The organism is Embleya sp. NPDC008237 (assembly GCF_042956465.1).
GTDB lineage: Bacteria > Actinomycetota > Actinomycetes > Streptomycetales > Streptomycetaceae > Embleya.
Window position 1 is genome coordinate 297,845 of sequence record NZ_JBIBGL010000004.1, and the last position, 21,736, is coordinate 319,580.

Consider the following 21,736-nt stretch of genomic DNA (forward strand, 5'->3'; position numbering starts at 1 on the left):
CCTGCCGGACACCGCCGCGTTCCGGGCCGGCCTCGGGTACGCCGCACTGTTCGGCCCTGCAGGAGGAGGTGCCGCGCGAGGTGACCGGTCGCGGGCCCGACGATCGGCTCCTGCTCCACACCGATGGCATCACCGAAGCCCGCGACGGCAACGGGGAGCGCTTCGGCATCGAGCGATTCACCGACTTCGTCATCCGCCATCACGCCGACGGCCTACCCGTCGCCGAGACCCTGCGCCGGTTGGTCCACACCGTTCTCGCCTACCACCGGGGCCGACTCGACGACGACGCCACCGTCCTGTTCTGCCGGTGGAACGGCCATCCGAAGAGCACGCACTGACCGCGCGCCCGCGAAGGAGCGCCACGACGTCCACCGTCCTGCCGTCCTCCGCCGCCCCCGCCCGCCAACCGCTCATGTGTGCGCATCGATTCGCCGGGTAGCGGAGGGGGACGGCGCGGGCCTCAGGTGCTCGCCGTACCGAGAAGAGGCAGGTTTCATGGGGCACGGCGGGAACGTCATCGAGGAACTCACCGTCGATCATCGCGAGGTCGATGCGCTGTTCGCACGGATCGAGATCCTGCCGGTCGGAGACTCGCGGCGGCGGGAGGTGGCCGACGAGTTGACCATGGAGTTGGTCCGGCACTCCGTCGCGGAGGAGATGCACCTGTACCCGGCGGTGCGCGAGCACGTCGAGGACGGGGACTCGATCGCCGACAAGGAACTCGCCGACCACGCCGCCGTGGAGGAGCTCCTCAAGGAACTCGAAGGCCGCCCCGCCGACGACGGCCGCTTCGACGACCTGGTCGCCCGCCTACGGCTCGCCGTGGGCGAACACGTCCGCGACGAGGAGGGTCGGCTGTTCCCCCTGCTCGCCGCCGCCTGCACGAACGAGGTGCTGGACGTGTTGGGCGACCGGGTCCGCGCGGCGAAGAAGACGGCGCCGACCCGCCCCCACCCCTCCGCCCCCGACACCCCACCCGCCGGCCGGATCCTGGCCCCGGGTCTCGGCCTGGTCGACCGCGCCCGCGACCTGCTCTCCGGCCGCGGCGGCCACTGACCCCGGAGTCCCCGTTCGGCGGCTCGCCGCGACGCACGTGACCCGCCGGCCCGGCAACCGGCGGGTCACGCGGCGGTCGCGGCGGCCGCGCGGATCTACCAGCGGTACCAGCGGCCGCGCCTTCCGCCGGTCCCGGCCGAACGGAAGAGGAAGCCGAGGAGCCAGATGACCAGGACTGCGATGGCCACCCACCACAGGACCTTGATCGCGAACCCGGCGCCGAACAGGATCAGCGCGAGGAGCAGGACGAGAAGCAGGGGAATCATCGATTTCACCTCCGCCGAATTTGTGCCCCGTCCTTGGGTCCGCACGCCACGGTCACGCACCTTTTCCTGACGATTTGTCGCGCCTTCGACGGGCCGGCCGACCGCCCGGACCGACGGTGGCCCGTCCGGTGCGGCCGCGCATGTCCTCCCGGCTGTCGGGTACGCGGCATGACGTCCGATTTTCCCCACGCGAGGTGAGCGGCATGCCCAGCGGATCGAGTCCCAAGCGGGAACGTCAGTACGAGCACATCAAGGAAAGCGCGAAGAAGCGCGGCGAAAGCACCAAGCGTGCCGAGGAGATCGCGGCCCGCACGGTGAACAAGGAGCGCGCCCAGTCCGGTGAGTCCAAGACGGCGAGCCGTACCTCCGTCAAGGACAAGCCGGCCGGCCGACGCGGCGGGCAGCGCTCGCACAGCGGCGCGCAGGGTCCCACCTACGACCAGCTCTACGCGGACGCCAAGCGCCAGGGCATCAAGGGCCGCTCCTCGATGAACAAGAAGCAGCTCCAGCAGGCGCTGAGCCACTGACCCGACGGCCGAGGCGCCCTCCCCCGCGGGTTCCGCCCGGAGGCGCGGCCCGACCCGACGCCGCCCCTCAGCCGTGGCGTCACGGCTGAGGGGCGGCGGTCGGGTACCGACCCGCTCGGCGGGCGTCGTGCTCGTCTTCGTGCACCGGCGCCGCCGCGCGGCCCGCCGACCGCGCCGGGTCGCACGCGATGGATCAGATGGTGTCCGCCCCCGCCGTCGGGAAGCGGTCCCATACCCGGTGGGTGCCCAGGAGTTCGGTGATCCGGGTCAGTACGGCGGACGCGTCCGCGGCCACGACCACTCCCGGGGCATTGGTCGGAATACCGGCTGCCACCAGGCATTCCTCGCTGTCTCCCCAACCGCCGATGGCCTTGGCGTGGCGGTACGCCTCGGCGAGCATGAGCAGGACCCGCGGGTCGGTGCCGGACTGCGGGGCGCCGTTGCCCGCCTTGGCGTCCCGCGCTCCGTACGCGTCCTTGCCCGGGGCCGGGGAACCGGCCAGCAGGATCGCGTCGAACTCGATCGAGCGCGCGGTGGCGAAGCTGCGCTGCACCGGGATGGGTGCGTCGTCGTCCGCCCCGAGGGTGCCGCCGGTGGGGCCGATGACCAGCGGCACCATGCCCGCGTCGAACACCGCCCGCCGCACCGCACGCACGCCCTCCAGGTCGGCGGCCGGGTCGGCGACGATGCCGATCACACGGCCGGCGACCGGCCACGTGCCGCCGATCTGCGACAGCGCCGGGCTCGGTTCCACCGAGGCCAACGGCTCCGAGGGCGAGGGTGCCGGCAGCCCCAGGCCCTCGGCGACGCGCGCACACAGCAGCGGGTCGATCTCGGCCAGCACCCGCAGGTTGCGTTCCTTGATCCCCTGTTCGTGGCACTTGCCGAGCTCGAACGTGTACGCGGCGATTACGTGTTCGCGCTCGACCGGGGTCAGGCTGAGCCAGAACAGTCGGGGCTGGCTCGTGTGGTCGGCGAACGATGCCGGGGCCTCGCGGACCTTGGCCGCGGGTGGCAGCGGGACCGGCACCTCCACGTAGCCGCCGAGGTCGGCTCCGGCGGTGAACGGGCAACCGCCGTCGAGCGAGTTCGGTCGATACGGCGCCACTCCGCGATGTACGGCGTCCTGGTGCAGGCCGTCCCGGAGCATGTCGTTGATCGGGGCGTGCGGGCGGTTGATCGGGATCTGCGCGAAGTTGGGGCCGCCGAGTCGGCTGATCTGCGTGTCGAGGTAAGAGAACAACCGGCCCGCCAGCAGCGGGTCGTCGGTGATGTCGATGCCGGGGACAAGGTGACCGGGGTGGAAGGCGACCTGTTCGGTCTCGGCGAAGAAGTTGCTCGGGTTGGCGTTGAGCGTGAGCAGGCCGATCGGCTGGACGGGCGCGAGTTCCTCGGGAACGATCTTGGTCGGGTCGAGGAGGTCGATGCCCTCGAACGTCTGGTCGGCGGTGTCCGGGAAGGTCTGGATGCCCAGTTCCCACTGTGGGAACGCCCCGGCCTCGATCGCGTCGGCGAGGTCGCGACGGTGGAAGTCGGGATCCATGCCGCTGATGATCTGGGCCTCCTCCCACACCAGCGAGTGCACGCCCGCCTTCGGCTTCCAGTGGAACTTCACCAGCGTGGTGCCGCCGTCGGCGGCCACGAGCCGGAAGGTGTGGATCCCGAAGCCCTCCATCGTGCGGAACGAGCGCGGAATGGCGCGGTCCGACATGTTCCAGATGGTGTGGTGGGTGGCCTCGGTGTGCAGCGAGACGAAGTCCCAGAAGGTGTCGTGGGCGCTCTGGGCCTGCGGGATCTCCCGATCGGGATGCGGCTTGCCGGCGTGGATGATGTCCGGGAACTTGATCGCGTCCTGGATGAAGAACACCGGAATGTTGTTGCCGACCAGGTCGAAGACGCCCTCGGAGGTGTAGAACTTGGTGGCGAACCCCCGCGTGTCCCGCACCGTGTCGGCCGAGCCCCGCGAGCCCAGCACGGTCGAGAAGCGCACGAACACCGGCGTCTCGACGTCCTTGCCCAGGAACGCGGCCTTGCTCACGCTGCCCGCGTTGCCGTAGCCGACGAAGACGCCGTGCGCCGCCGCGCCTCGGGCGTGCACGACCCGCTCGGGGATGCGCTCGTGGTCGAAATGGGTGATCTTCTCGCGCAGATGGTGGTCCTGGAGCAGGACCGGTCCACGCGGTCCGGCCTTGAGCGAGTGGTCGGTGTCCGGCAGTCGTACGCCCTGGGCGGTGGTCAGGTACGCACCGCCCTGCGCCACGGCGGCCTGGTCCGTGCCGGTGGGCTGCCCGGTCGGGCTCACCGGATCGGGACCGCTCTGGTCCGGCTTCGGGGGAAGCGGCTCGCGCGGTTCGGTGGGCTCGTCGAGCGGGACATTCTCGGTGCCGGGGCGGCCGGGGATCACACCCGCCGGGTCGGTCCTGCGGCTCGCGGGCTCGGGCTTGGCCATGCTCTTCCTCCGTGTACCAGGTTCTCGGGCGGTGGGTGGGCTCGGACCGGTGGCACTGCTCGCGGACGGGCGCCGTCGACTCGGGCGGGTCCGAACCGGTCGCGACAGTCACGGCTACCCGTACCGGCCGGATCAAACCGAAACGCCGGTGCCGCCGGGGCCGGGCCGGCGCCCTCGCCCGGCCCGGTTCCCCGACCGATCGATCGCACGGGTGGGTCGCGCCGCGCCGCCGACCCGGATTCCCGGCCTTCGTTCCCCGACACTTTCCCGAAGGCGCGCATGCGCCATCGGGGTGTCGGGATTCGAGGATGTGTGGGCAGCCGAGGGACATGGATCAGTCGGAGACACCCGTTCTGGATGCGCTCGTGGCCTAACCACAAGAGGGCCTACACACCGTTCACCCCACCGGGTCACAAGCAGGGCCGGGGCATCGACGCCCGCACCATGGCGATATTGGGGCAGGACGTGTTCCGCTCCGACCTCCTCGCCACCTCAGGACTGGACGACCGGAAGTCCCGGGAGGGCGTGCCGGCCCAAGCCCAGGAACTGATGGCCGAGGCCATACACGCCCGGCACACCTTCTTCTCCACATGCGGCAGTTCGCTCTCGGTCGAAAGCGCGATGCTCTCGGTCACCGGGCCGCACCAGAAACCGGTGATCTCCCGGGACGCCCACAAATCCGTGGTGTCCGGACTCATCCTCTCCGGCGTGCGCCCGATCTGGGTGGAGCCGACCTGGGACCCCGAACTCCACCTGGCCCCTCCCCCACAGCCCCGGGCGTACGCCGCGGCCTTCGCCGAACACCCGGACGCCCGGGGCGCGTTGGTGACGAGCCCGACCCCGTACTGCACCTGCGCGGATCTGGCCGCCATTGCCGAGGTCCGCCATGCACGTCGAGCATGCCGAGTTCCTGGGCCCCCAACGCGCCCACGACCTCGACCCGCTCCAGATCGTCATCGACATCCGGGCACCGGGGAGCACCGGCTACGCCGCCGCCGACTGGCTGCGCGAGCGCCACCGGATCAATCTGCACGTGTCCGACCATCGCCGGATCAGCGCACAGCTGACCTACGCCGACGACGACCACACCACCTCCACGCTGCTCCGAGCACGACCATCGGCCGTCCGGACCCGAACGGGCGCTCGGCGAGCACGGTCGGGCCGCTCGCCGAGGTTTGTCGCGAGTACGTCAGGGCAGCGGGGCGAAGAGACCGGCCGGCCCGGAACCGACTCGGCCCCCTCGCGTAGCGGCGAAGCCGGCCGAACGTCGGCCGCCCGGAAACCACGACCGGCGCGGCCGGACCCCCACACGAAGACCCACCGAGAATGGACTCGTCACCATGACCGACATCGACCTGACCGGGCGCCGCATCCTGGCGATCGTCACGAACTACGGCGTGGAGCAGGACGAACTGCTTGTCCCGGTCCGCCACTTGCGTGATCGCGGCGCCGAGGTGGACATCGCGGCGGCATCGGCGGATCCGATCCGAACACTCGTCGGCGACAAGGACCCCGGCGAGAACGTCCAGCCCACCCTCACCCTCGCCGAGGCCGATCCGGCCCGCTACGACCTCCTGCTCGTACCGGGCGGCACCCTCAACGCGGACTCGCTGCGCCTGAACGACACCGCGATCGGCATCGTCCGCTCGTTCACCTCCTCGGGAGGGCCCGTGGCCGCCATCTGCCACGGCCCGTGGGCGCTGGTCGAGGCAGACGTCGTCCGCGACCGCACCCTGACGTCCTACGCCTCCCTGGAGACGGACATCCGCAACGCCGGCGGCCGTTGGCTCGACGAACCGGTGGTGCAGGACGACACCGGCGACTGGGTACTGATCACCTCGCGCACCCCCGACGACCTGAAGGACTTCCTCGGCCGGATCGACGCCACTCTGACCCGGTCCTGACGGACCACCCCCGCAGGCCGCACGGCATGCGCAGAACGGGAGAGGAAACGGTGGACCATGGTCGCCGCACGCGAGGACAACCGGGCGCTCGTCATCCTCGCCAACTTCGTGTCGCCGCTGACGGTCGACCTGCGTGCGGCGTCCGTCCCGCGCCGGTGGTCCGAACAGGCCCCGCGCAAGATCTGGCTCACCCGGCCCGGTCACGTCCTCCTCGTCCCGCTCCCGCTGTCCGAGTCCTTCCGCCGCTACGCCTTCGGGCGACTGGGGATGTCCGAGGACAGCGTCACCGTCGTCACCGTGCCGGACATCCCCCGCGTACCGATGGCGGAGGCCGTCGCCGCACACGGCCTGCTGGAACCGCTGCGCGCGCTCCTGCGCGAGTCCCCGGACGCCCGCCTGCTGCCGACCGCACTGGACGAAGCCTGCGTTGCCCTCGCCGCCGACCTCGGCATCGGGATCGAACCCTATCCGGCGGGCGGCCCCTCGCTTCGAGTCGTGCGCACCGTGGCGGACCTGAACACCAAGTCCGGCTTTCGCGCCATCGCGACCCGACTCGGCATCCGCCTGCCCGACGGCGTCGTGTGCACGTCTGCGAACCTCGCCCGCGCCACCGACGAACTCCTCGCCGCGTGGAAGCGGGTCGTCGTCAAACCCGACCGCTCCGCCGGCGGCCACGGGCTCCGCTTCGTCACCCGCGACGATCGCGCCGCCGCGACACCCCCGACCGCGGGGGAGCGCTGGGTCGTCGAACAGTACGTGGACCACAACCGCGCCGTCAGCGCACAGGGGCACTGCGCACCGGACGGCGTGTCGGTGCCCTTCGACGGGGAAATGCGGATGAGCGGCGGCTCCTTCGCCGGCTATCGTTCCCCGCTGCACGACGTCCCGGGCGTCGCCCGCGCCGAACTGGCCACCTGGACCCTCGCCCTGGGACGGCACCTGGCGGCCGAGGGCTACCGAGGCCCGTTCAGCCTCGATGCCGTCTGTGCCCCGGACGGGACCCTGCACGCCCTGGAGTGCAACGTCCGGCGCACCGCGACCACCACCCCGCACGTCCTGGTCACCCGCCTCACCGGCAATCCCGCTTCCGCCTGGTCCACGGGCACGATCCGCACCGATCCGCCGTGCCCCTTCGACGCGGTGGCGGAACGGCTGATCGCCACGCGTTTGGACTTTCGGCCGGAGGCCGGCCAAGGCGTGATCATCTATACGGATCGCCCCGTCGACGGTGTCGGCTGGCGCTACGTGGCGATGGCGCCCGACCACGACGGGCTCACCGAGCTGGAGACCCGGTTGACAGCCTCCTTCGGAGGCGACGACGCCGGAGGGTGACGCGGACGGTGCCCGGGGGGCGTCGGCGCGTCGGCGTCGCCCCGGCCCGGCCTCGGATCGGGGCGACGCCGCGACCGCGGCGAACACGTACGTGACGCGGCCCAAGCCGCCGCCCGGACGCCCGGAGGTTCCGTTCCCGGGGATCGCGCCGCCGGAGGCTGCCGGGCCGGGGTCAGAACGGCCGGTCGCCGAGGATGGTCACGCGTTCCATGATCCGCTTGTGCGGGTGGTAGTCCGCGCTCGCGTAGTGCTGCGTGGCCCGGTTGTCCCAGAACGCGACCGTGCCGGGACGCCAGCGCAGCCGGCACTGGTACTCCGGGTGCCGGGCCTGGTCGTACAGGAACGCCAGCAGTTCGCGGCTCTCGTCGTCCGGCAGACCCTCGATGTGGTGGGTGAAGATGCGGTTGACGTACAGGAGTCGGCGGCCGGTCTCCGGATGCGTGCGCACGACGGGGTGCGCGACGGCGGGGTATTTCTCCTGCTGCCGGGCCAGTTCCTCGGGCCCGAGGGCGTTGCCGAAGGTCTGGGTGAAGTCGTGGACGGCGCTGAGCCCGTCGATCCGCGTCCTGGTCGCCTCCGGCAAGCCGTCGTAGGCCGCTGCCATGTCCGACCACAGCGTGTCCCCGCCGACCGCGGGCACGTGCACGGCGCGCAGGATCGAGCCCATCGGGGGCGTGGTCTCGAACGACGCGTCCGAGTGCCACACGTTCTCGACGGCGGGCGAGTCGGCGCCTCGGGAAAGGCGGACGACCTCGACGACGTCGTCCGCCTTGGGCAGGAAGGGGTGCACCTCCGGCGTGCCCCACAGCCGCGCGAGATCGCGGTGCCGGGGCGCGGTGAGCTCCTGGTCGCGGAAGAACAGGACCTTCCATTCGAGCAGGGCCCGGTGCAGCTCGGCGTGCAGTTCCGGGCCGAGCGGCCCGGCGAGGTCGACACCGGTGATCTCCGCACCGATCGTGGGGCTGCACGGCGCCAGTGCGAACAGTTCGTACGGCGCGGTGGGCCGGTAGTCGCCGGTGGGGCAGAGTTCGCGCACCGGCACGGCGGACAGGCCGTTGTCGAACACCGGCCGGGTGGTCTCGGGAGTTGTGGTCACGACGGAAAACCTCCATGGGTGAGGGGAAACGGAAGTGCCGGAGCGGTCCGCCCGGTCACGTCGTGCATGCGGCGCCGCCGGCAGCGGGGGCGCGGCCGTGGCGCATGAGCACGGCCACCAGGCCGACGACCGTCGTGCCGAGACCGAGCAGGGCCCGGCGTTTGCCGTAGGTGTCGGCGAGTTTGCCGGTGAGCGGGATGCTCACCACCGCGCTGAGACTGACGATGGTCAGGACCCAGGCGATGTGCGGCGTGGGGAAGTCCGCGGCCATGCAGCGCAACGACGGGTAGACCAGGGTCAGTTCCATCGGGGTGAGCTCGGATGTCAGCACGATCGCGGTGAGTGCGACGGCGAGCCGGAACCGGCTGTGCAACGGGGTGGGGTCCGCGGACGCGTCCGGAATTTCTTCTGCGGTTCCGGGATGGGGGTCGGCGATGCGCTGACGGCCACGAGGGCCTCCTTCAAACGGCGTGGCGTGCAAACGGCGTGGCGTGGCTCCGGGCAGGGTGCGGCGCCGGCAGTGCGGAGCTCCGGGCAGGGCGGGGCGGCGCGTCGGCCGGGCGGAGACGGCGGGCGCGCGGGCGTGGCCGGTGGGCGGTTCTGCTCCGGCAGGTGGGGGAACTGCGGTATGGGAACGGGAGGTGATGTCCTGCCGGTCCCGGCAGGGGATCACCCGGACGGGGCCTGCGGTTTGCAGCCCTACGGGGCGCCGGGTTTCCGGATCGGCTCCGGTGGGGTTCCCGATGCGGCGAGGGCCAGGGTTTCCGGGCGGCACGGCGCGGTGAGGAGGCCGACGCCGGCGTCCACCAGGTCCGCCACGTACAGCGCGGTGGCGTCCGCGGCGAAGTGGGGGTCGATGCCCTGGCGCAGCTCGCGTTCGGCGAGTGCGCGCGTGACGAAGCCGGCGAAGTGTTGCCAGCGGCGGAGGGCGACCCAGCCCGGGAAGGTGCCGCCCGGCAGTTTCAGGGCGCGGGCGTTGAGTTCCTTCAACCCCGTGGTCCATGGGCTCTGCCCGAGGTCGTCCGGTGCGAACGTGACGACGTCGGGGTGCACGGTGTAGGCGGCCTGTACACAAAAGCGCAGGTACCAACTGCCCCCCGAGGGGCTGTCGCGCAGTCGGTCCAGCAGTTCGGCGAGGGGCAGCACGAACGCCTCGGCGAGGGCGTACGGGTCCTGCGCCCGCCCCTGCCGGTCGAACAGTGCGATCAGTTCGATGCGGCGCGCGTTGATCGGCCCCATGCGGTACTCGAAGATCGCGTCGACCAGTCCCTGCGGCGACCCGAAGTGGTACTTCACCGCATTGGTATTGCGCTGCCCGGCCGCCACGGCGATCTCCCGGGCCGAGACCGCGTTGATCCCCCGCTCGGCGAACAGGCGTTCCGCCGTCGTCATCAGGCAGAGCCGGGTGGCCGCCGAATTCTCCATGTCGGGGACGTTAACGCAGATGCGTTAATCATTCAAGGGTCCGCCGGATCCCGGGTCCGGACCCGCCCGGTGTCACCGGTAGCGCAGTGCTCCCGCGGCCGTGGCGCTCGCTCCCTGCCGGAACCGGACCGACGCCTGCCGATCGTCGCGCAGGAAGCACTCGATCCGGGCCGGCGGGTCGAACTCGGTGAAGTGCGGGGTCCGCAGTCGAAAGGCCGTCGGCCGCAACAACTCGCCGTCGCTGGCGACCGCGACCGCCTGTCGGGCGGCCTCGACGAGCACCATGCCGGGCACGTGGTCGCCGGCGTGGTCGAAGAAGAACGGATGCAGATGATCGGCGGGATCCAGTTCCAGGGCTCCGCCGGCGCCGTGTGCGAGCAGTACGTCGCGGGGCAGCGTCGCGTCCACCGCCTGCGGCGTCGGTCTGCGGCGCGGTCGAGGCCCCGACGGCCCGAGCATTCCACCGCGCAGGGCGGCGTATGTGGGTGCGTCCAGGAACCGCGCGTTGCCTCCCGCGCGCGCGAAGGTCGTGACGCCGACCGAGAGCCGAATGCGCAGCCGCAATCCCCTCAGTCCCCGGCCGTCGCGGGTGGGGCGCAGGTCGTCGACGTACGCCAAACAGGTGATATCGGTGGCGCCGCTCTGCAAACGCGGCTCCAGGGCGATGTCGACACCGTAGAAAAGGTCCTTGATCAGAAAGTGCGCCTCCAAGGGCACCGAAAAGAACTGCGACGGGATGAAGATCCCCAGTTGGCGAAGGGTTTCCACGATCATCAGCCGACTGTGTCCACCGTCGCCGGCCGGCGGGAACGTGGGGTGCGAGCGGGGCCATTGGGCCGCGGTCAGGAAGGTCGCCTCCGCGAGGCGCACCACATCGGTCAGCAGCACCTCGGCCACCGAGGTCCGGTGCACCGACTCTCGCGCCACGGTGCGCGACCAGCTCAGCGGTCTTGCCGAGAGACCCGAGGACGCCGCGCCGCCGCCAAAGGTTGTCATGAATACAAGCAGAACCCAGTCGCCGGGAAGGTGCACGTCGTCTTCTCGCCGTGCCTTGCGCGGCATGGAGAAGGCCCGGCGAGGTCCGGCGATCGGCGTGCCGTCGTGTCGCGTCGGCCATGCGCCGACACCCGCCGCGAAGCACCTGGGCAACACCGGTATCCACGCAGACATCCGAGCTGGAGGTGGCACGTGCAGGCACGGGCAGGGACGACTCGCCAATCCCTTCTGGAGACGGCGGCACGCCTGTTCCACGAGCAAGGTTTCGCCGGGACTAGCATCAGCGACATCGGCAACGCGTCGGGGCTCACCAGCGGTGCCATCTATTTCCATTTCTCCAACAAGGATGCCCTGGCCCGCGCGGTCGTCGAGGCCCACTTCGCCACCTGGCCGGAGCTGATCGAACGGCAAGGCCCGGCGGAGGGGCCCGCGTTGCAGGCCCTGGTACGGCTGAGCTTCGCGGTGGCCCGGGCCTATCGCGACGACCCCGTGGTCCGCGGCGGAGCACGGTTGTGGGGAGAGCGCTACGCCATCGACGCGAGGCTGCCGACTCCCTTCGTGGGCTGGATCGCCACCGCCCGCGCACTGTTGGAACGCGCCCGGGAGGAGGGCGACCTCGCGGACCGGGTCGATCCGCCGGCGGCTGCCCGCTCGATCATCCACGCCTTCTTCGGCATGCACACCGTCTCCGACGCGCTCTCCGGCCGCGCCGACATCGAGGACGACCTGACCGACCTGTGGCATCTGCTCCTGCCGGCGCTGCTGGCCGATCCGCGCCGCGCCGAGGACACCCTGGCCCGGGCCGTGGCGGGCGCCACGGGCTGCGCCGACCAAGCCGGCCCGAGGGTGCGGGTGGACGCCGAATAGCCCGGGTTCGCAAGCGGCGGGGCCGGCGCCCCGGGCGGGGCCGCTCCGCCGCGGTCAGCCCGGGAGGGTCTCCCCGCCGATGGGTGCCAGGACCTCTCCCGTGTAGTAGCCGGAGAGCCGGTTCGACGCGAAGAACACGTAGGAGGGCGCGATCTCGTCCGGGTGTGCGGCACGGCCCATCGGGGTCTGCTGCCCGAAGGAGGCGACCTTGTCCTCCGGGAAGGTCGCGGGAATCAGCGGGGTCCACACCGGCCCGGGCGCGACGCAGTTGACCCTGATGCCGCGTTCGCGGAAGGACTGGGCCAGGGAGTAGGTCAGGGCCAGGATCGCGCCCTTGGTCGCCGAGTAGTCGATCAGCGTCTTGTTGCCGCGCAGTCCGTTGATCGAGGACGTGTTGATCACCACGCCGTCCGAGGGCAGGTGGGCCAGCGCCGCCTTGGTGGTCCAGAAGTAGCTGTGGATGTTGACCCTGAAGGTGTACTCCCACTGTTCGCTGTCCAGTTCGGCCAGGTCGTCCACGGGCTTTTGGGTGCCGCAGTTGTTGACCAGGATGTCCAGGCCACCGAGATCGGTCGCGGTGCGCTCCACCAGGTCGCGGCAGTTCGCCTCGACCGAGAGGTCGCTGCGATAGGTGGTGCAGGTGCGGCCGGCCTCCTCGACGAGTCGGGCCGTGTGGGCGGCGTCCTCGTCCTCCTGGTCGGACAGGTACCCGATCGCCACGTCGGCGCCCTCCTTGGCGAAGGCGACCGCCACGGCCCGACCGATCCCCGAGTCGCCGCCGGTGATCAGCGCGCGGCGCCCGGTCAACAGTCCGCTGCCGGTGTAGTCGCGCATCTCGTCGCGGGGGGCCGGGTCCAGGTCGCCGGTGGTGCCGGGGTGCGCCTGCTGCTGCGGCGGAGCGGGGTGTTGCTCCGAGGGCGAGTTCATCGGCGGCCTTTCTCTCGTCCGGGCGTCCCTTCCCGTCCATCCACGCCCGGGCGCCGAGCGCGTCTCGGCCCCGGGCCCGGGCGTGGACCGGGGACCGTCGTCGGGTACCCGGGAACCTCGCGGCCATGCCGCCCGGTTTCGGTCCTGTGCTCGCGGGGCCGACCAGCGGTCGCCCCGGCCGGCCGGGACCGTGCGCACGATGCCCGGCTGCGCGCCGCGGGTGCCACGGGTGAGCGGTCCGTCGTACGCGTGGATGGGCCGTCAGGGCGTATCGGCGGGGCGGCCGACCGCGGGTGGGTCCACCAGGGCGTCGATGCGCGCGACCAGATCCGGATGTCGGGCGGTCAGGTGCGGGCGGGTCGCGGTGAGCGGGTCGATGAGCGCGGCCGGGTCGTCGCCGCCCAGCGCCTGGTCCAATCTGCCCACGGGAGCGCGGGAGCCCACCGGCAAATCGGTGAGCGCGGTGATCTGACCCGCCAGGCGCCGCAGGTCGGCGGCGTTGTCACGGGCCCGGGCGGTGGCGGCGCGGTCGGCGGCGCGGCGTTCGCGGGTGGCCGTGACGCGTTCCTCGCCGGTGGATCCGGCCGGGCCCGGGCGCAGCCGGAGATAGCGGCGCTCCGCGGCCTGGCGGCTGGCCACGCCCAGGGGTTGGGCCAGATCCGCCCAACTGGCCCCGGCATCGCGGGCGGTCTCGATCAGCCCGCTCTCCCAGCCGGCCAGGCGTTCGCGGATCTCGCGCAGCAGCAGCAGCGAGGCCAGGGCCTGTTCGGGGCCCTGGTCCGCTCTCGCGGGCTCGCCGTCGCCGTTCTGTGCCGTGCGGACGGCCTGGTCGATGGCTTCCAGGGCCGCGGCGGCGGCGAGGAAGGAGGCGGGCCCGGTGGGGTGGCCGGCCGGTCTGCCGGATCGATCGTTCGCGGTCATCGGAACTCCTCTCGGCTCGTCTCTCGGATCGTCATCCTTTCGACGACCTCCGTGTTTGTCATCCATCCGATGACATGCTACAACGGTTTCAGGCAGCCCGACCGGGCGCTACCGACCGAATCTTTCGGAGGTGTTTTCGCGATGTTGATGCGTACCGACCCCTTCCGCGAGCTCGACCGGCTCGCGCAGCAGCTCCTCGTGCCCGGCAACCCCTCGCGGCCGACCGCGATGCCGATGGACGCCTACCGCGACGGCGAGGTGTATGTGGTCGCGTTCGACCTGCCGGGTGTCACCCCCGAGGCGATCGACATCGACGTCGAGCGCAACATGCTCACCGTCAAGGCTCGCCGCGAGCCGGTCGCCAAGGCGGACGAGGTCCAGATGGAGCTGTCAGAGCGTCCCGTGGGCGTCTTCTCCCGCCAGATCGTGCTGGCCGACACCCTCGACACCGAGCGCATCGACGCCGACTACGAAGCCGGTGTGCTCACGCTGCGGATCCCCATCGCGGAGCGGGCCAAGCCTCGCAAGATCTCCATCGGCACCGGTTCCGACCGCAAGGTGATCACCGCCTGAAGCGGGGCGACCACCGTCCCCTGCACCGGGCGGGGCGGACGCGCCGGGAAACCGCGCCTCCCGCCCCGCCCGTGCACCGCCGAAACTCCCGCCGCCCGCACACCCGGTACGGGCGGCACGGGGCGGTCCGGAGCGGGCACGGCTCGCCCTGGCGGCACGATCCCCCACCCTCCGGGACCGACGCCGTCGGAGCCGTGTCCTCCCCCTTCCGATCGACACCCCGACACCACCCGTCACCCATCCAGCCGGCGAACCCGAGACCGGAAAGGCGATCCGCAGCCATGCACCCCCGCAGCGAAACCTCCTCCGTGGCGTTGAGCACCTATGCCGACCTGGTGGACAAGGTCCGTCTCGAAGGGGCCTACCGCACCCGGGAGGAGGCCGAGGACGCGATCCGCGTCGTGCTCTCCGGGCTGGGTCGGCAACTCACCGGCCGGGAGCGTCTGGAGCTCGCCGCCCGGCTGCCCCTGGAAGCCGCGCTCCGGCTCACCTCGCACACCCTGGACCCGGAGCCCTCGACCGGACTGGGCTTCGTCAAGGACATCGCCGCCCGCACCGGCACCACCCCCGGCATCGCCCGCTGGGACACCGGCTCCGTGCTGACCGTCGTCGCCGCGCTCGCCGGACCCGACCTCGTCACCCGCATCCTGACCCGGCTGCCCGCCGGCTGGGCCCTGCTGTTCGGCCGCGCCGAACTCGCTCCGGCGGCCTGAGCACGCCGCCACCACACAGCGCCGACGAGGACCCGGAGCCAACCGCCGGGTCCTCGTCGGCGTGCCCGGGGTCGCCCCCGCCCACCCGGGAGACGAGTCCCGGGAACCCGTCGGGGCGACACCGGCCACAGCCGTGCCCGGACGTCCCCGAGGCCACCTCCGTCCGGGTGGTGTGCATGAACACGGCAGGGCCGGGCAAGCGATCTTTGCCCGCGCCGAACGCCGACTCCGCCGAACCGAGCGGACGGCGACCGACGACCGTGCCTGATGCTCCCCGTCCGAGGGAGCGCCCACCCGGCGGCAGGCCGTAGTCACGGCGCCGCGACCCAATGCTCGTCACGATGGAATCGGTGATCGCCGATGCCATCGCACTGCCGGAGGCCCCCATGTCAACAATCGGTGTCACGGTTTCCCCCCTCGGCCGGATCCTCACCGCCCCGGGCGTGTACGTCCCCCAGTCGGACAGCTTCCTCCTTGCCGAGGCGATCCGCCGGGAGGGCATAGGCCCGGGCACCCGAGTCCTGGACATGTGCACCGGCAGTGGGGCCCTGGCCGTGTACGCGGCCCGGCTGGGGGCCCGGGTGACCGCCGTCGACAGCACCAGACGCGCCGTCCTGACCACCCGCGCCAACGCGCTGCTCGCCCGCCGGCGGATCACCGTGCGACGCGGCGACCTGCTGTCGGCCGTCACCGGTCACTCCTTCGACCTGGTCGTGTGCAATCCGCCGTACGTGCCCGCGCCCCGGCCCGGCGTTCCGCAGTTCGGCGCCGCCCGGGCGTGGGACGCCGGACTTCGCGGCCGGGCGGTGGTGGACCGGCTCTGCGCGGCGGTCCCCGACGTACTGCGGCCGGACGGCGTCCTGCTGATGGTGCACTCCGGCCTGTGCGACGCCGAGGCCACTCTGGACGCACTGGAACGGTCCGGCCTGCGCGCCACGATCGCCGACCGCACGAGCATCCCGTTCGGCCCGGTCCTGCGCGAGCGGCTGGACTGGCTGCGCCGCACCGGCCTGGTGGGCCCGCACGACAGTCACGAGGAATTGGTGGTCGTCCGTGCCGAAAAACGCTGACCGCCCGCGCCGGATCACCGCCGACCGCGACGGCCCCCTCCTGATCGAAGGCCCCGTGGAGGTGGCCCTTCCGAACGGAGAGGTCGTCACGTCGCGACGCTTCGTCGTCGCCATCTGCACCTGCCGGCGCAGCCGCACCTACCCGTGGTGCGACACCAGCCACCGCCCGCGCACCGCATCGGCGTGCGCGGGTCCGTCGTCGGGCGAACCGAGGACGGAAACGACCGACGACGAAGGGAGCCGCCCGTGACCGTGTCGACGCATGCCTCCCACGCCGCCCCGGCGCTGCCGCGACCGCGCGGCGCACTGTCCGCGGGCGTGATCGCCGCTTTGCACACCGGCCGAGGCCCCCTCCCCGGGCTCGACGAGGTCGCCCACGCCCATCCCTTCGGCGAGGACCTGCATCTGGCCCTGTACACGCTGTACGAGTTGCACTATCGAGGCTTCGCCGGGGTGGCCGACGATCGCGAATGGGACCCGGAGCTGCTGAGACTGCGTGCCGCCCTCGAAGAACGCTTCCACACCGCACTGCGTACGCACGTCCACGACGACCGACGTGTGGACGACGTGCTGGCCGCGCTCCTGGTCGAGCCGACGGGGGACGACGGCACCAGCGTCAGCCGGTTCCTCAGTACCCGGGGAGAACTGTGGCAGCTGCGCGAATACGCCGCGCTGCGCTCGCTGTATCACCTCAAGGAGGCCGATCCGCACGCCTGGGTCATCCCCCGCCTGCGCGGTCGGGCCAAGGCGGCGATGGTGGCCATCGAGTTCGACGAATTCGGTGCGGGCCGCGCCGAGGACGTCCACGCCCAACTGTTCGCGGATCTGCTGGTCGACCTCGACCTGGATCCGTCGTACGGGCGGTACCTGGACGCGGCGCCCGCCAAGGTGTTGCCGACCGTGAACCTGATGTCCCTGCTCGGCTTGCACCGCGCGCTGCGCGGCGCGCTGGTCGGGCACTTCGCGTGCGTGGAGGTGACCTCCTCCCCCGGCTCCCGCCGATTGGCCCAGGCAATGCGCCGGACCGGTGCCGGACCCGCGGCCGAGCGCTTCTACGCCGAGCACGTCGAAGCCGACGCCGTCCACGAGCAGGTCGTGCGCCGCGAGGTGATCGGCGGCCTGCTCGCCGACGAACCGGACCTGGAAGCCGATGTCGTCTTCGGCATCGCCGCCACCGAGTTCCTGGAGGGCCGCCTCGGCGACCACCTCCTGACCGCGTGGCGAGCCGGACGCAGCGCCCTGCGCATGCCGCTCGACGCGTCCTCGACCTGAGCCCGACCGCTCGTCGTGCGGCCGGGCCGGCCGAAACCGGGCCGGGACGGTACGGGTGCCGCCGTGCAGGATCGCCGCAGGCCGGGTCGTCGCCGATCGCACACTCGGCATAGGCCGAACACTCGTCGCAGGCCGAAAGAGGTGCAGCGATGACGAAGACCGCCCTGATCGTGATCGACATGATCAACGCCTACGAGCACGAGGATGCCGAGGCCCTGATCCCATCGGTCCGCGAGACGCTGCCCGCGATCCGCGCGTTGATCGCGCGAGCTCGTGCGGCCGAGATCGATCTCGTCTACGTCAACGACAACTTCGGCCGGTGGCGCTCCCACCACGACGAGATCCTCGACATCGCGCTGCGCGGTCCGCATGCCGACCTGGTCGAGCCGATCCGGCCCGACGACACGTCGATGTTCGTGGTCAAGGCCCGCCACTCGATCTTCTATCAGACCCCACTGGAGTATCTGTTGGCCCAGCGCGGCGTGGATCGGGTGGTGCTGTGCGGACAGGTCACCGAGCAGTGTGTGCTGTATTCGGCGCTGGACGCGCACATCCGACATCTCCGGGTGGCGGTGGCGCAGGACGCCGTCGCCCACATCGACGCCGAACTCGCCCGAGCGGCCCTGCGGATGATGCGCCGCAACATGCACGCCGAGGTGCGCCCATGGCGCCGACTCGACCTCGGCGAGCCCGCGCGGTCGGGTTCGGCGGCGCGGGAACACCCGACCGGGCGGTGACCGCGTGCATTGGTCGACCGGGTGACGGTCCGCCGAGTGAAGTCCCTCCCGTGAAGGCCCGCCGGGTGCCGGCCCTTCGAGATGAAGGCCCACCGGGTGAAGGCCCGCCGGATGCGGTCCACCCGCGGGCGACGTCCGGGTGCCTCGACAGCCGTTTGCATTGCGACACGCTGACGCAGCGTGGCTGATTGATTACATAACGTATTCAACCTAACGTAATGATCGTTATGTTTCGGGCCGGCGTCGTTCGCGGACGCCCCCTTCGGGGGACGTGCCCGCACCGCCGCCTCGGGACTTCGCGCGGGCACCCTCAGGGCCCGCTCCTCTCGATCGGACGGCTCATCGATGACAGGCAACTCCCTTCTCTCCTGGACCCCGGCGGCCATCGTCTTCGATTGCGACGGGACCTTGATGGACAGCGAATGCCACTGGGTGGAGGCGCGTGAACGGGTTCTCCGTGGATATGGCATCACGGCCCCGAGCGACTTCGGCGAACGCACCAAAGGTTTGCATTTCACCGAATGCGGACGGGTCATGACCGAAGTGGCCGGCCTTGCGGCCCGCCATGCCGACCGGGTGACCGGGCAACTCCTCGACGAGTTCCGCCGGTTGGTCGCAGCCGATCCCGTGACGATCCCCGGTGCGGTCGACTTCGTGGGCCTGGCCTCGCACTTCGCGCCCCTTGCCGTGGCGAGCAACTGTCCCCGCGACGTGGTGGAGTCGGGACTGGCGCACGCCGGACTGCTCCACCACTTCGCCGACGTCGTGGTCCCGGACGTGGACCTGCGCCCCAAGCCCGACCCGGACGTCTACCTCGCGGCCACCCGAGCCTGTGGCGCCACCCCCGCCGTGACCCTGGCGGTGGAGGACTCGTACTGCGGCATGCTCTCCGCGACGCGCGCGGGCCTGCGCGTCCTGGGGGTGGGCCCCGACCCGCGCGACGAGGAACTGGCTCTCGCCGACCTGTGGGTGAGCACGCTGGCCGACGCCGACCTCCTGCACTGGGCCAAGACCCGCGAGAGCCTGCCGGATTCGTACGTGCCGGCGGCCGGCCGGGCGGTTCGGGCAACGGCAGCGGCCGTGGCGCGGTGACCGTGCGCTGATCGCGGTGATCGCGCCGTGATCGTGCGACGGGGGTGCCGACTCGCCCGGTGACACCGTCGCGACGGCAGCGACCCGGGGGCTTCGCATACCCACGCGAAGTCACCATGCAATCGAGGAAGTTCGTGGTGCAGCCCGGCGCGACTTCGGGGTCTTCCCCGGAGTCGCGCCGGGCCGTACCGCGTTGTGCGGGGCGAATGTCGTGCCGTCGCCGCGCCCTCGACACGAGCATCGCGCGCCGATGACGCACGCCCACCGGACCACCCGCGCCGCGCGTCGGACTCGTACGACCGGGCGCGGGCCGATCGCCCTTCCCGTCGCACCGATTCACAATGCCGGGTGTGCGGCAGAGTCGGCGGGGCAGGCGTGGGTCGAACCATTGGAACCGACGAAACCCGGATGACGGGCGATCCGTTGCCCGCTGCGGGCTTCGTCGACAATCGAGGAGAGTTCCTGTGAGCACCGGCGCCAACGTTTGGGGTCACCGACCCGAGTCCGGCCACACCGCCGGCACGAGCCTGGTCGGCTACAAGGTCGACGCCACCGACGGCCACATCGGCAAGGTCGACAAGCACAACGACGACGTCGACGCGTCCTATCTCGTGGTGGACACGGGCGTGTGGATCTTCGGCAAGCACGTCCTGCTGCCCGCGGGCACGATCTCGCGCATCGATACCGAGAACAAGGTCGTGCACGTCTCGCGCACCAAGGAAGAGATCAAGAACTCGCCCGAGTTCGACAAGGACAAGCACCTCGACGACCACGAGCATCGCACTCGTATCGGCGACTACTACGGCAACACGGCGCCGGGCGCCCCGGGCGCGGGCCCTGCCGGCACGCTGTAACCGACCGGCGGTTGCGGCGCCGATGCCCGAGCCACGAACCGACAAGGCGGCATCGCCTTGCGCTCCGCGCGCATGATCGCGCTGGCTGGTGGGGTGGGGTGCGGGGCCGGCCCCCCCCGTAGCGGGGCCGCGGCCCCACAGCCGGGGGGCCGGCGCGGCGGTCCGCCCCCGGACCCCGGGCACGGTCGGGGCAGCAGCCGCGGTCCGGATCCGACCGCGCCGCGTTCCCGAGGGTCCCCCGATGATCGGCGCCGCAGCCCTCACCGTCATCCATCAGGATCGGCTGGAGTTCGGACATGCCCACCTCGCCCCACAACCCGTCCGCACCCCGGATGTGGACCCTGTCGAATGCCCCCGGCATCCTGGGGCAGGTCCGCGCCGCCGTCCGCGACACGCTCGACGCCTGGGGCTGGCCCCCGGAGCGCACGGACGACGTCGTGCAAGTCGTCTCGGAACTGGTGGGCAACGCTCTCCGGCACACCTGCGGCGAAGCGGAGTTGACGCTGGCCCCCGCCCCCGACGGAATCGAGATCGGGGTGACTGATCGCGCCCGTGATCTCCTCGTTCTCCAACGTCCCGCGAACGCGGACGGCGGCTACGGATTGCGCCTGCTCGACATGCTCAGCACGGGCTGGACCGTCGAACAGTACGCCACCGGCAAACACGTCCGCGCCCACATCCGACGCTGAACCCGTGCGCCCCGCGGCGCGACCGGGCGGGACGGCGGCTGCGACCCCGCCCGCTCCCCGGGGCGAGGTCACGCGAACCGCGGGCCTCCGTCGACGCATCGACGGAGGCCGCCTGGACGTGTCCGGGCCCTCCGCCATATTGTGTCGTCGTAACGACGACACGGCACGGCGTCGCCGAGGGGATGACTTCCGATGGGGCACAAGGAGCGCGGCCCGGGGCCGACGCCCGGCGCGGCGCGCGATGATGCCCCGGCCGCCCTGGATACCGGCGTGGTCCTGGGATGGATCCGGGACGCGATGCGCGCGGTGCACGCGCCGAAGTGCGCACCCGATGCGCCCGGCAGCGCGGTGAGCGCGAACCAGGTGCTGGTCGCGCTCACGCTGCTGCGCGAGCTGCGCTCGGAGCTGGCCGGTTGGGAACCCGATCTGATCGAGGCCGCCCGGGAGTTGGGTACCAGCTGGGCCGATCTGGCGCCGGCGTTGGGGGTGGCGAGCCGCCAGGCGGCCGAACGCCGCTATCTGCGACTTCGGCCCGCCCCGGACGGCTTGCCGGCCACCGGGGACCAGCGGGTGGCCGCCGAGCGGGACAGGCGGGCCGGTGACCGTGCGGTGGCCGGCTGGGCCCGGACCAACGCGGCGAGCCTGCGGGAACTGGCCGGGCAGATCGGCGCCCTGACGGACCTGCCGGCCGGCTCCGAACCCGACCTGGCCGCGCTGCACCGGGCCCTGGATCGGGACGATGCCGCGGACCTCCTGGTGCCGCTGGCCGAGGCCGGCGGCCATTTGCAGCCCGGTCATCCGGCGCTGGCCGAGCGGGTCGGCGCCGTGGGTCGCCGCACCGCCGAGGTGCGCCGGGCCTGCGACCGGCTCCGCCGGGAAGGCAGCCGTGAACGTGCCGCCGAGTGAGGATGCCGGAGTCCGCCGCCGGGGGGCGCGCAAGACGCAGGTACCGGTTCGCGGAAATTCCTCC

24 protein-coding genes and 1 pseudogene are annotated in these 21,736 nt (G+C 71.8%); 17 read left to right on the plus strand and 8 right to left on the minus strand.

Going from position 1 to position 21,736, the window contains the following annotated elements; translation table 11 throughout:
* Window positions 1-95 precede the first annotated feature (95 nt).
* Together ACFZBU_RS11775 and ACFZBU_RS11780 are read left to right on the plus strand one after the other, a co-directional pair.
* A pseudogene (locus ACFZBU_RS11775) lies at window positions 96-338 on the plus strand (PP2C family protein-serine/threonine phosphatase); the annotation flags it as partial.
* Window positions 339-495: 157 nt separating this feature from the next.
* Window positions 496-1,056 (plus strand): hemerythrin domain-containing protein, encoded by a 561-nt coding sequence (locus ACFZBU_RS11780; protein WP_391583342.1) that lies wholly within the window; start codon window positions 496-498, stop codon window positions 1,054-1,056.
* 95 nt (window positions 1,057-1,151) lie between these two features.
* Here ACFZBU_RS11780 and ACFZBU_RS11785 read toward each other — a convergent pair whose 3' ends face one another.
* The gene (locus ACFZBU_RS11785; protein ID WP_391583343.1) at window positions 1,152-1,322 is read right to left on the minus strand and encodes a hydrophobic protein; all 171 of its coding nucleotides are present in this window, start codon (window positions 1,320-1,322) and stop codon (window positions 1,152-1,154) included.
* A gap of 203 nt (window positions 1,323-1,525) precedes the next feature.
* On the opposite strand from ACFZBU_RS11785, the gene ACFZBU_RS11790 reads away from it, so the two are divergent.
* Entirely contained in the window at window positions 1,526-1,849 is a 324-nt protein-coding gene (locus ACFZBU_RS11790; protein ID WP_391583344.1) for a plasmid stabilization protein, read from the plus strand.
* Between the two features lie 193 nt (window positions 1,850-2,042).
* Here ACFZBU_RS11790 and ACFZBU_RS11795 read toward each other — a convergent pair whose 3' ends face one another.
* Window positions 2,043-4,298: a catalase gene (locus tag ACFZBU_RS11795; protein WP_391583345.1), complete on the minus strand. Its 2,256-nt coding sequence runs from the start codon at window positions 4,296-4,298 to the stop codon at window positions 2,043-2,045.
* Between the two features lie 444 nt (window positions 4,299-4,742).
* Here ACFZBU_RS11795 and ACFZBU_RS11800 point away from each other — a divergent pair, with 444 nt between their 5' ends.
* The 3 genes from ACFZBU_RS11800 (at window position 4,743) to ACFZBU_RS11810 (ending at window position 7,534) form a co-directional block, all read left to right on the plus strand.
* The gene (locus tag ACFZBU_RS11800) at window positions 4,743-5,546 is read left to right on the plus strand and encodes a hypothetical protein (RefSeq protein ID WP_391583735.1); all 804 of its coding nucleotides are present in this window, start codon (window positions 4,743-4,745) and stop codon (window positions 5,544-5,546) included.
* A 92-nt stretch (window positions 5,547-5,638) separates the two neighbouring features.
* Window positions 5,639-6,202 carry a DJ-1/PfpI/YhbO family deglycase/protease gene (locus tag ACFZBU_RS11805; protein WP_391583346.1) on the plus strand — a complete coding sequence of 188 codons (564 nt, stop codon included), beginning with the start codon at window positions 5,639-5,641 and terminating at the stop codon, window positions 6,200-6,202.
* A gap of 57 nt (window positions 6,203-6,259) precedes the next feature.
* Window positions 6,260-7,534, plus strand: a complete 1,275-nt coding sequence (locus ACFZBU_RS11810) for a peptide ligase PGM1-related protein (protein WP_391583347.1) — start codon at window positions 6,260-6,262, stop codon at window positions 7,532-7,534.
* Between the two features lie 172 nt (window positions 7,535-7,706).
* On the opposite strand, the gene ACFZBU_RS11815 is transcribed toward ACFZBU_RS11810, so the two are convergent.
* From ACFZBU_RS11815 to ACFZBU_RS11830, 4 genes are all read right to left on the minus strand, one after another.
* Window positions 7,707-8,630 (minus strand): TauD/TfdA dioxygenase family protein, encoded by a 924-nt coding sequence (locus ACFZBU_RS11815; protein ID WP_391583348.1) that lies wholly within the window; start codon window positions 8,628-8,630, stop codon window positions 7,707-7,709.
* A 55-nt stretch (window positions 8,631-8,685) separates the two neighbouring features.
* Window positions 8,686-9,003, minus strand: a complete 318-nt coding sequence (locus tag ACFZBU_RS11820; RefSeq protein WP_391583349.1) for a hypothetical protein — start codon at window positions 9,001-9,003, stop codon at window positions 8,686-8,688.
* A 326-nt stretch (window positions 9,004-9,329) separates the two neighbouring features.
* The gene (locus ACFZBU_RS11825; RefSeq protein WP_391583350.1) at window positions 9,330-10,055 is read right to left on the minus strand and encodes a TetR/AcrR family transcriptional regulator; all 726 of its coding nucleotides are present in this window, start codon (window positions 10,053-10,055) and stop codon (window positions 9,330-9,332) included.
* A 72-nt stretch (window positions 10,056-10,127) separates the two neighbouring features.
* Window positions 10,128-11,051, minus strand: a complete 924-nt coding sequence (locus ACFZBU_RS11830; RefSeq protein ID WP_391583351.1) for a ScbA/BarX family gamma-butyrolactone biosynthesis protein — start codon at window positions 11,049-11,051, stop codon at window positions 10,128-10,130.
* 192 nt (window positions 11,052-11,243) lie between these two features.
* Here ACFZBU_RS11830 and ACFZBU_RS11835 point away from each other — a divergent pair, with 192 nt between their 5' ends.
* Window positions 11,244-11,918 carry a ScbR family autoregulator-binding transcription factor gene (locus tag ACFZBU_RS11835; protein ID WP_391583352.1) on the plus strand — a complete coding sequence of 225 codons (675 nt, stop codon included), beginning with the start codon at window positions 11,244-11,246 and terminating at the stop codon, window positions 11,916-11,918.
* Between the two features lie 54 nt (window positions 11,919-11,972).
* Here the strand turns inward: ACFZBU_RS11835 and ACFZBU_RS11840 are convergent, their stop codons facing one another.
* Window positions 11,973-12,845 (minus strand): SDR family oxidoreductase, encoded by an 873-nt coding sequence (locus tag ACFZBU_RS11840; RefSeq protein ID WP_391583353.1) that lies wholly within the window; start codon window positions 12,843-12,845, stop codon window positions 11,973-11,975.
* Window positions 12,846-13,106: 261 nt separating this feature from the next.
* Window positions 13,107-13,766, minus strand: a complete 660-nt coding sequence (locus ACFZBU_RS11845) for a type III effector protein (RefSeq protein ID WP_391583354.1) — start codon at window positions 13,764-13,766, stop codon at window positions 13,107-13,109.
* A 141-nt stretch (window positions 13,767-13,907) separates the two neighbouring features.
* Here ACFZBU_RS11845 and ACFZBU_RS11850 point away from each other — a divergent pair, with 141 nt between their 5' ends.
* The 10 genes from ACFZBU_RS11850 (at window position 13,908) to ACFZBU_RS11895 (ending at window position 21,672) form a co-directional block, all read left to right on the plus strand.
* Window positions 13,908-14,339 (plus strand): Hsp20/alpha crystallin family protein, encoded by a 432-nt coding sequence (locus ACFZBU_RS11850; protein WP_391583355.1) that lies wholly within the window; start codon window positions 13,908-13,910, stop codon window positions 14,337-14,339.
* 281 nt (window positions 14,340-14,620) lie between these two features.
* On the plus strand, window positions 14,621-15,052 hold the full coding sequence (locus ACFZBU_RS11855) for a DUF2267 domain-containing protein (protein WP_391583356.1): 432 nt from the start codon (window positions 14,621-14,623) through the stop codon (window positions 15,050-15,052).
* Window positions 15,053-15,438: 386 nt separating this feature from the next.
* Complete coding sequence (locus ACFZBU_RS11860; RefSeq protein WP_391583357.1) at window positions 15,439-16,122, plus strand: HemK2/MTQ2 family protein methyltransferase; 684 nt, start codon at window positions 15,439-15,441, stop codon at window positions 16,120-16,122.
* A 61-nt stretch (window positions 16,123-16,183) separates the two neighbouring features.
* Window positions 16,184-16,372 carry a CDGSH iron-sulfur domain-containing protein gene (locus ACFZBU_RS11865; protein ID WP_391583736.1) on the plus strand — a complete coding sequence of 63 codons (189 nt, stop codon included), beginning with the start codon at window positions 16,184-16,186 and terminating at the stop codon, window positions 16,370-16,372.
* On the plus strand, window positions 16,369-17,394 hold the full coding sequence (locus ACFZBU_RS11870; RefSeq protein ID WP_391583358.1) for an iron-containing redox enzyme family protein: 1,026 nt from the start codon (window positions 16,369-16,371) through the stop codon (window positions 17,392-17,394). The genes ACFZBU_RS11865 and ACFZBU_RS11870 overlap by 4 nt, the downstream gene beginning before the upstream one ends.
* A gap of 149 nt (window positions 17,395-17,543) precedes the next feature.
* Window positions 17,544-18,131, plus strand: coding sequence for a cysteine hydrolase family protein (locus ACFZBU_RS11875; protein ID WP_391583359.1), 588 nt, complete (start codon window positions 17,544-17,546; stop codon window positions 18,129-18,131).
* Between the two features lie 345 nt (window positions 18,132-18,476).
* The gene (locus ACFZBU_RS11880) at window positions 18,477-19,223 is read left to right on the plus strand and encodes an HAD family hydrolase (protein ID WP_391583360.1); all 747 of its coding nucleotides are present in this window, start codon (window positions 18,477-18,479) and stop codon (window positions 19,221-19,223) included.
* A gap of 464 nt (window positions 19,224-19,687) precedes the next feature.
* Window positions 19,688-20,077, plus strand: a complete 390-nt coding sequence (locus ACFZBU_RS11885) for a PRC-barrel domain-containing protein (RefSeq protein WP_391583361.1) — start codon at window positions 19,688-19,690, stop codon at window positions 20,075-20,077.
* Window positions 20,078-20,373: 296 nt separating this feature from the next.
* Window positions 20,374-20,766, plus strand: a complete 393-nt coding sequence (locus tag ACFZBU_RS11890; protein WP_391583362.1) for an ATP-binding protein — start codon at window positions 20,374-20,376, stop codon at window positions 20,764-20,766.
* Between the two features lie 192 nt (window positions 20,767-20,958).
* Window positions 20,959-21,672 carry a hypothetical protein gene (locus ACFZBU_RS11895; protein WP_391583363.1) on the plus strand — a complete coding sequence of 238 codons (714 nt, stop codon included), beginning with the start codon at window positions 20,959-20,961 and terminating at the stop codon, window positions 21,670-21,672.
* The last annotated feature ends 64 nt before the right edge of the window (window positions 21,673-21,736 follow it).

Excerpts from the sequence above, each read along its gene's own strand:
- ACFZBU_RS11780 (WP_391583342.1), top strand. The coding sequence starts at position 496 with ATGGGGCACGGCGGGAACGTCATCGAGGAACTCACCGTCGATCATCGC.
- ACFZBU_RS11785 (WP_391583343.1), bottom strand. The coding sequence starts at position 1,322 with ATGATTCCCCTGCTTCTCGTCCTGCTCCTCGCGCTGATCCTGTTCGGC.
- ACFZBU_RS11790 (WP_391583344.1), top strand. The coding sequence starts at position 1,526 with ATGCCCAGCGGATCGAGTCCCAAGCGGGAACGTCAGTACGAGCACATC.
- ACFZBU_RS11795 (WP_391583345.1), bottom strand. The coding sequence starts at position 4,298 with ATGGCCAAGCCCGAGCCCGCGAGCCGCAGGACCGACCCGGCGGGTGTG.
- ACFZBU_RS11800 (WP_391583735.1), top strand. The coding sequence starts at position 4,743 with ATGGCGATATTGGGGCAGGACGTGTTCCGCTCCGACCTCCTCGCCACC.
- ACFZBU_RS11805 (WP_391583346.1), top strand. The coding sequence starts at position 5,639 with ATGACCGACATCGACCTGACCGGGCGCCGCATCCTGGCGATCGTCACG.
- ACFZBU_RS11810 (WP_391583347.1), top strand. The coding sequence starts at position 6,260 with ATGGTCGCCGCACGCGAGGACAACCGGGCGCTCGTCATCCTCGCCAAC.
- ACFZBU_RS11825 (WP_391583350.1), bottom strand. The coding sequence starts at position 10,055 with ATGGAGAATTCGGCGGCCACCCGGCTCTGCCTGATGACGACGGCGGAA.
- ACFZBU_RS11830 (WP_391583351.1), bottom strand. The coding sequence starts at position 11,051 with ATGACAACCTTTGGCGGCGGCGCGGCGTCCTCGGGTCTCTCGGCAAGA.
- ACFZBU_RS11840 (WP_391583353.1), bottom strand. The coding sequence starts at position 12,845 with ATGAACTCGCCCTCGGAGCAACACCCCGCTCCGCCGCAGCAGCAGGCG.
- ACFZBU_RS11845 (WP_391583354.1), bottom strand. The coding sequence starts at position 13,766 with ATGACCGCGAACGATCGATCCGGCAGACCGGCCGGCCACCCCACCGGG.
- ACFZBU_RS11850 (WP_391583355.1), top strand. The coding sequence starts at position 13,908 with ATGTTGATGCGTACCGACCCCTTCCGCGAGCTCGACCGGCTCGCGCAG.
- ACFZBU_RS11855 (WP_391583356.1), top strand. The coding sequence starts at position 14,621 with ATGCACCCCCGCAGCGAAACCTCCTCCGTGGCGTTGAGCACCTATGCC.
- ACFZBU_RS11860 (WP_391583357.1), top strand. The coding sequence starts at position 15,439 with ATGTCAACAATCGGTGTCACGGTTTCCCCCCTCGGCCGGATCCTCACC.
- ACFZBU_RS11875 (WP_391583359.1), top strand. The coding sequence starts at position 17,544 with ATGACGAAGACCGCCCTGATCGTGATCGACATGATCAACGCCTACGAG.
- ACFZBU_RS11880 (WP_391583360.1), top strand. The coding sequence starts at position 18,477 with ATGACAGGCAACTCCCTTCTCTCCTGGACCCCGGCGGCCATCGTCTTC.
- ACFZBU_RS11890 (WP_391583362.1), top strand. The coding sequence starts at position 20,374 with ATGCCCACCTCGCCCCACAACCCGTCCGCACCCCGGATGTGGACCCTG.
- ACFZBU_RS11895 (WP_391583363.1), top strand. The coding sequence starts at position 20,959 with ATGGGGCACAAGGAGCGCGGCCCGGGGCCGACGCCCGGCGCGGCGCGC.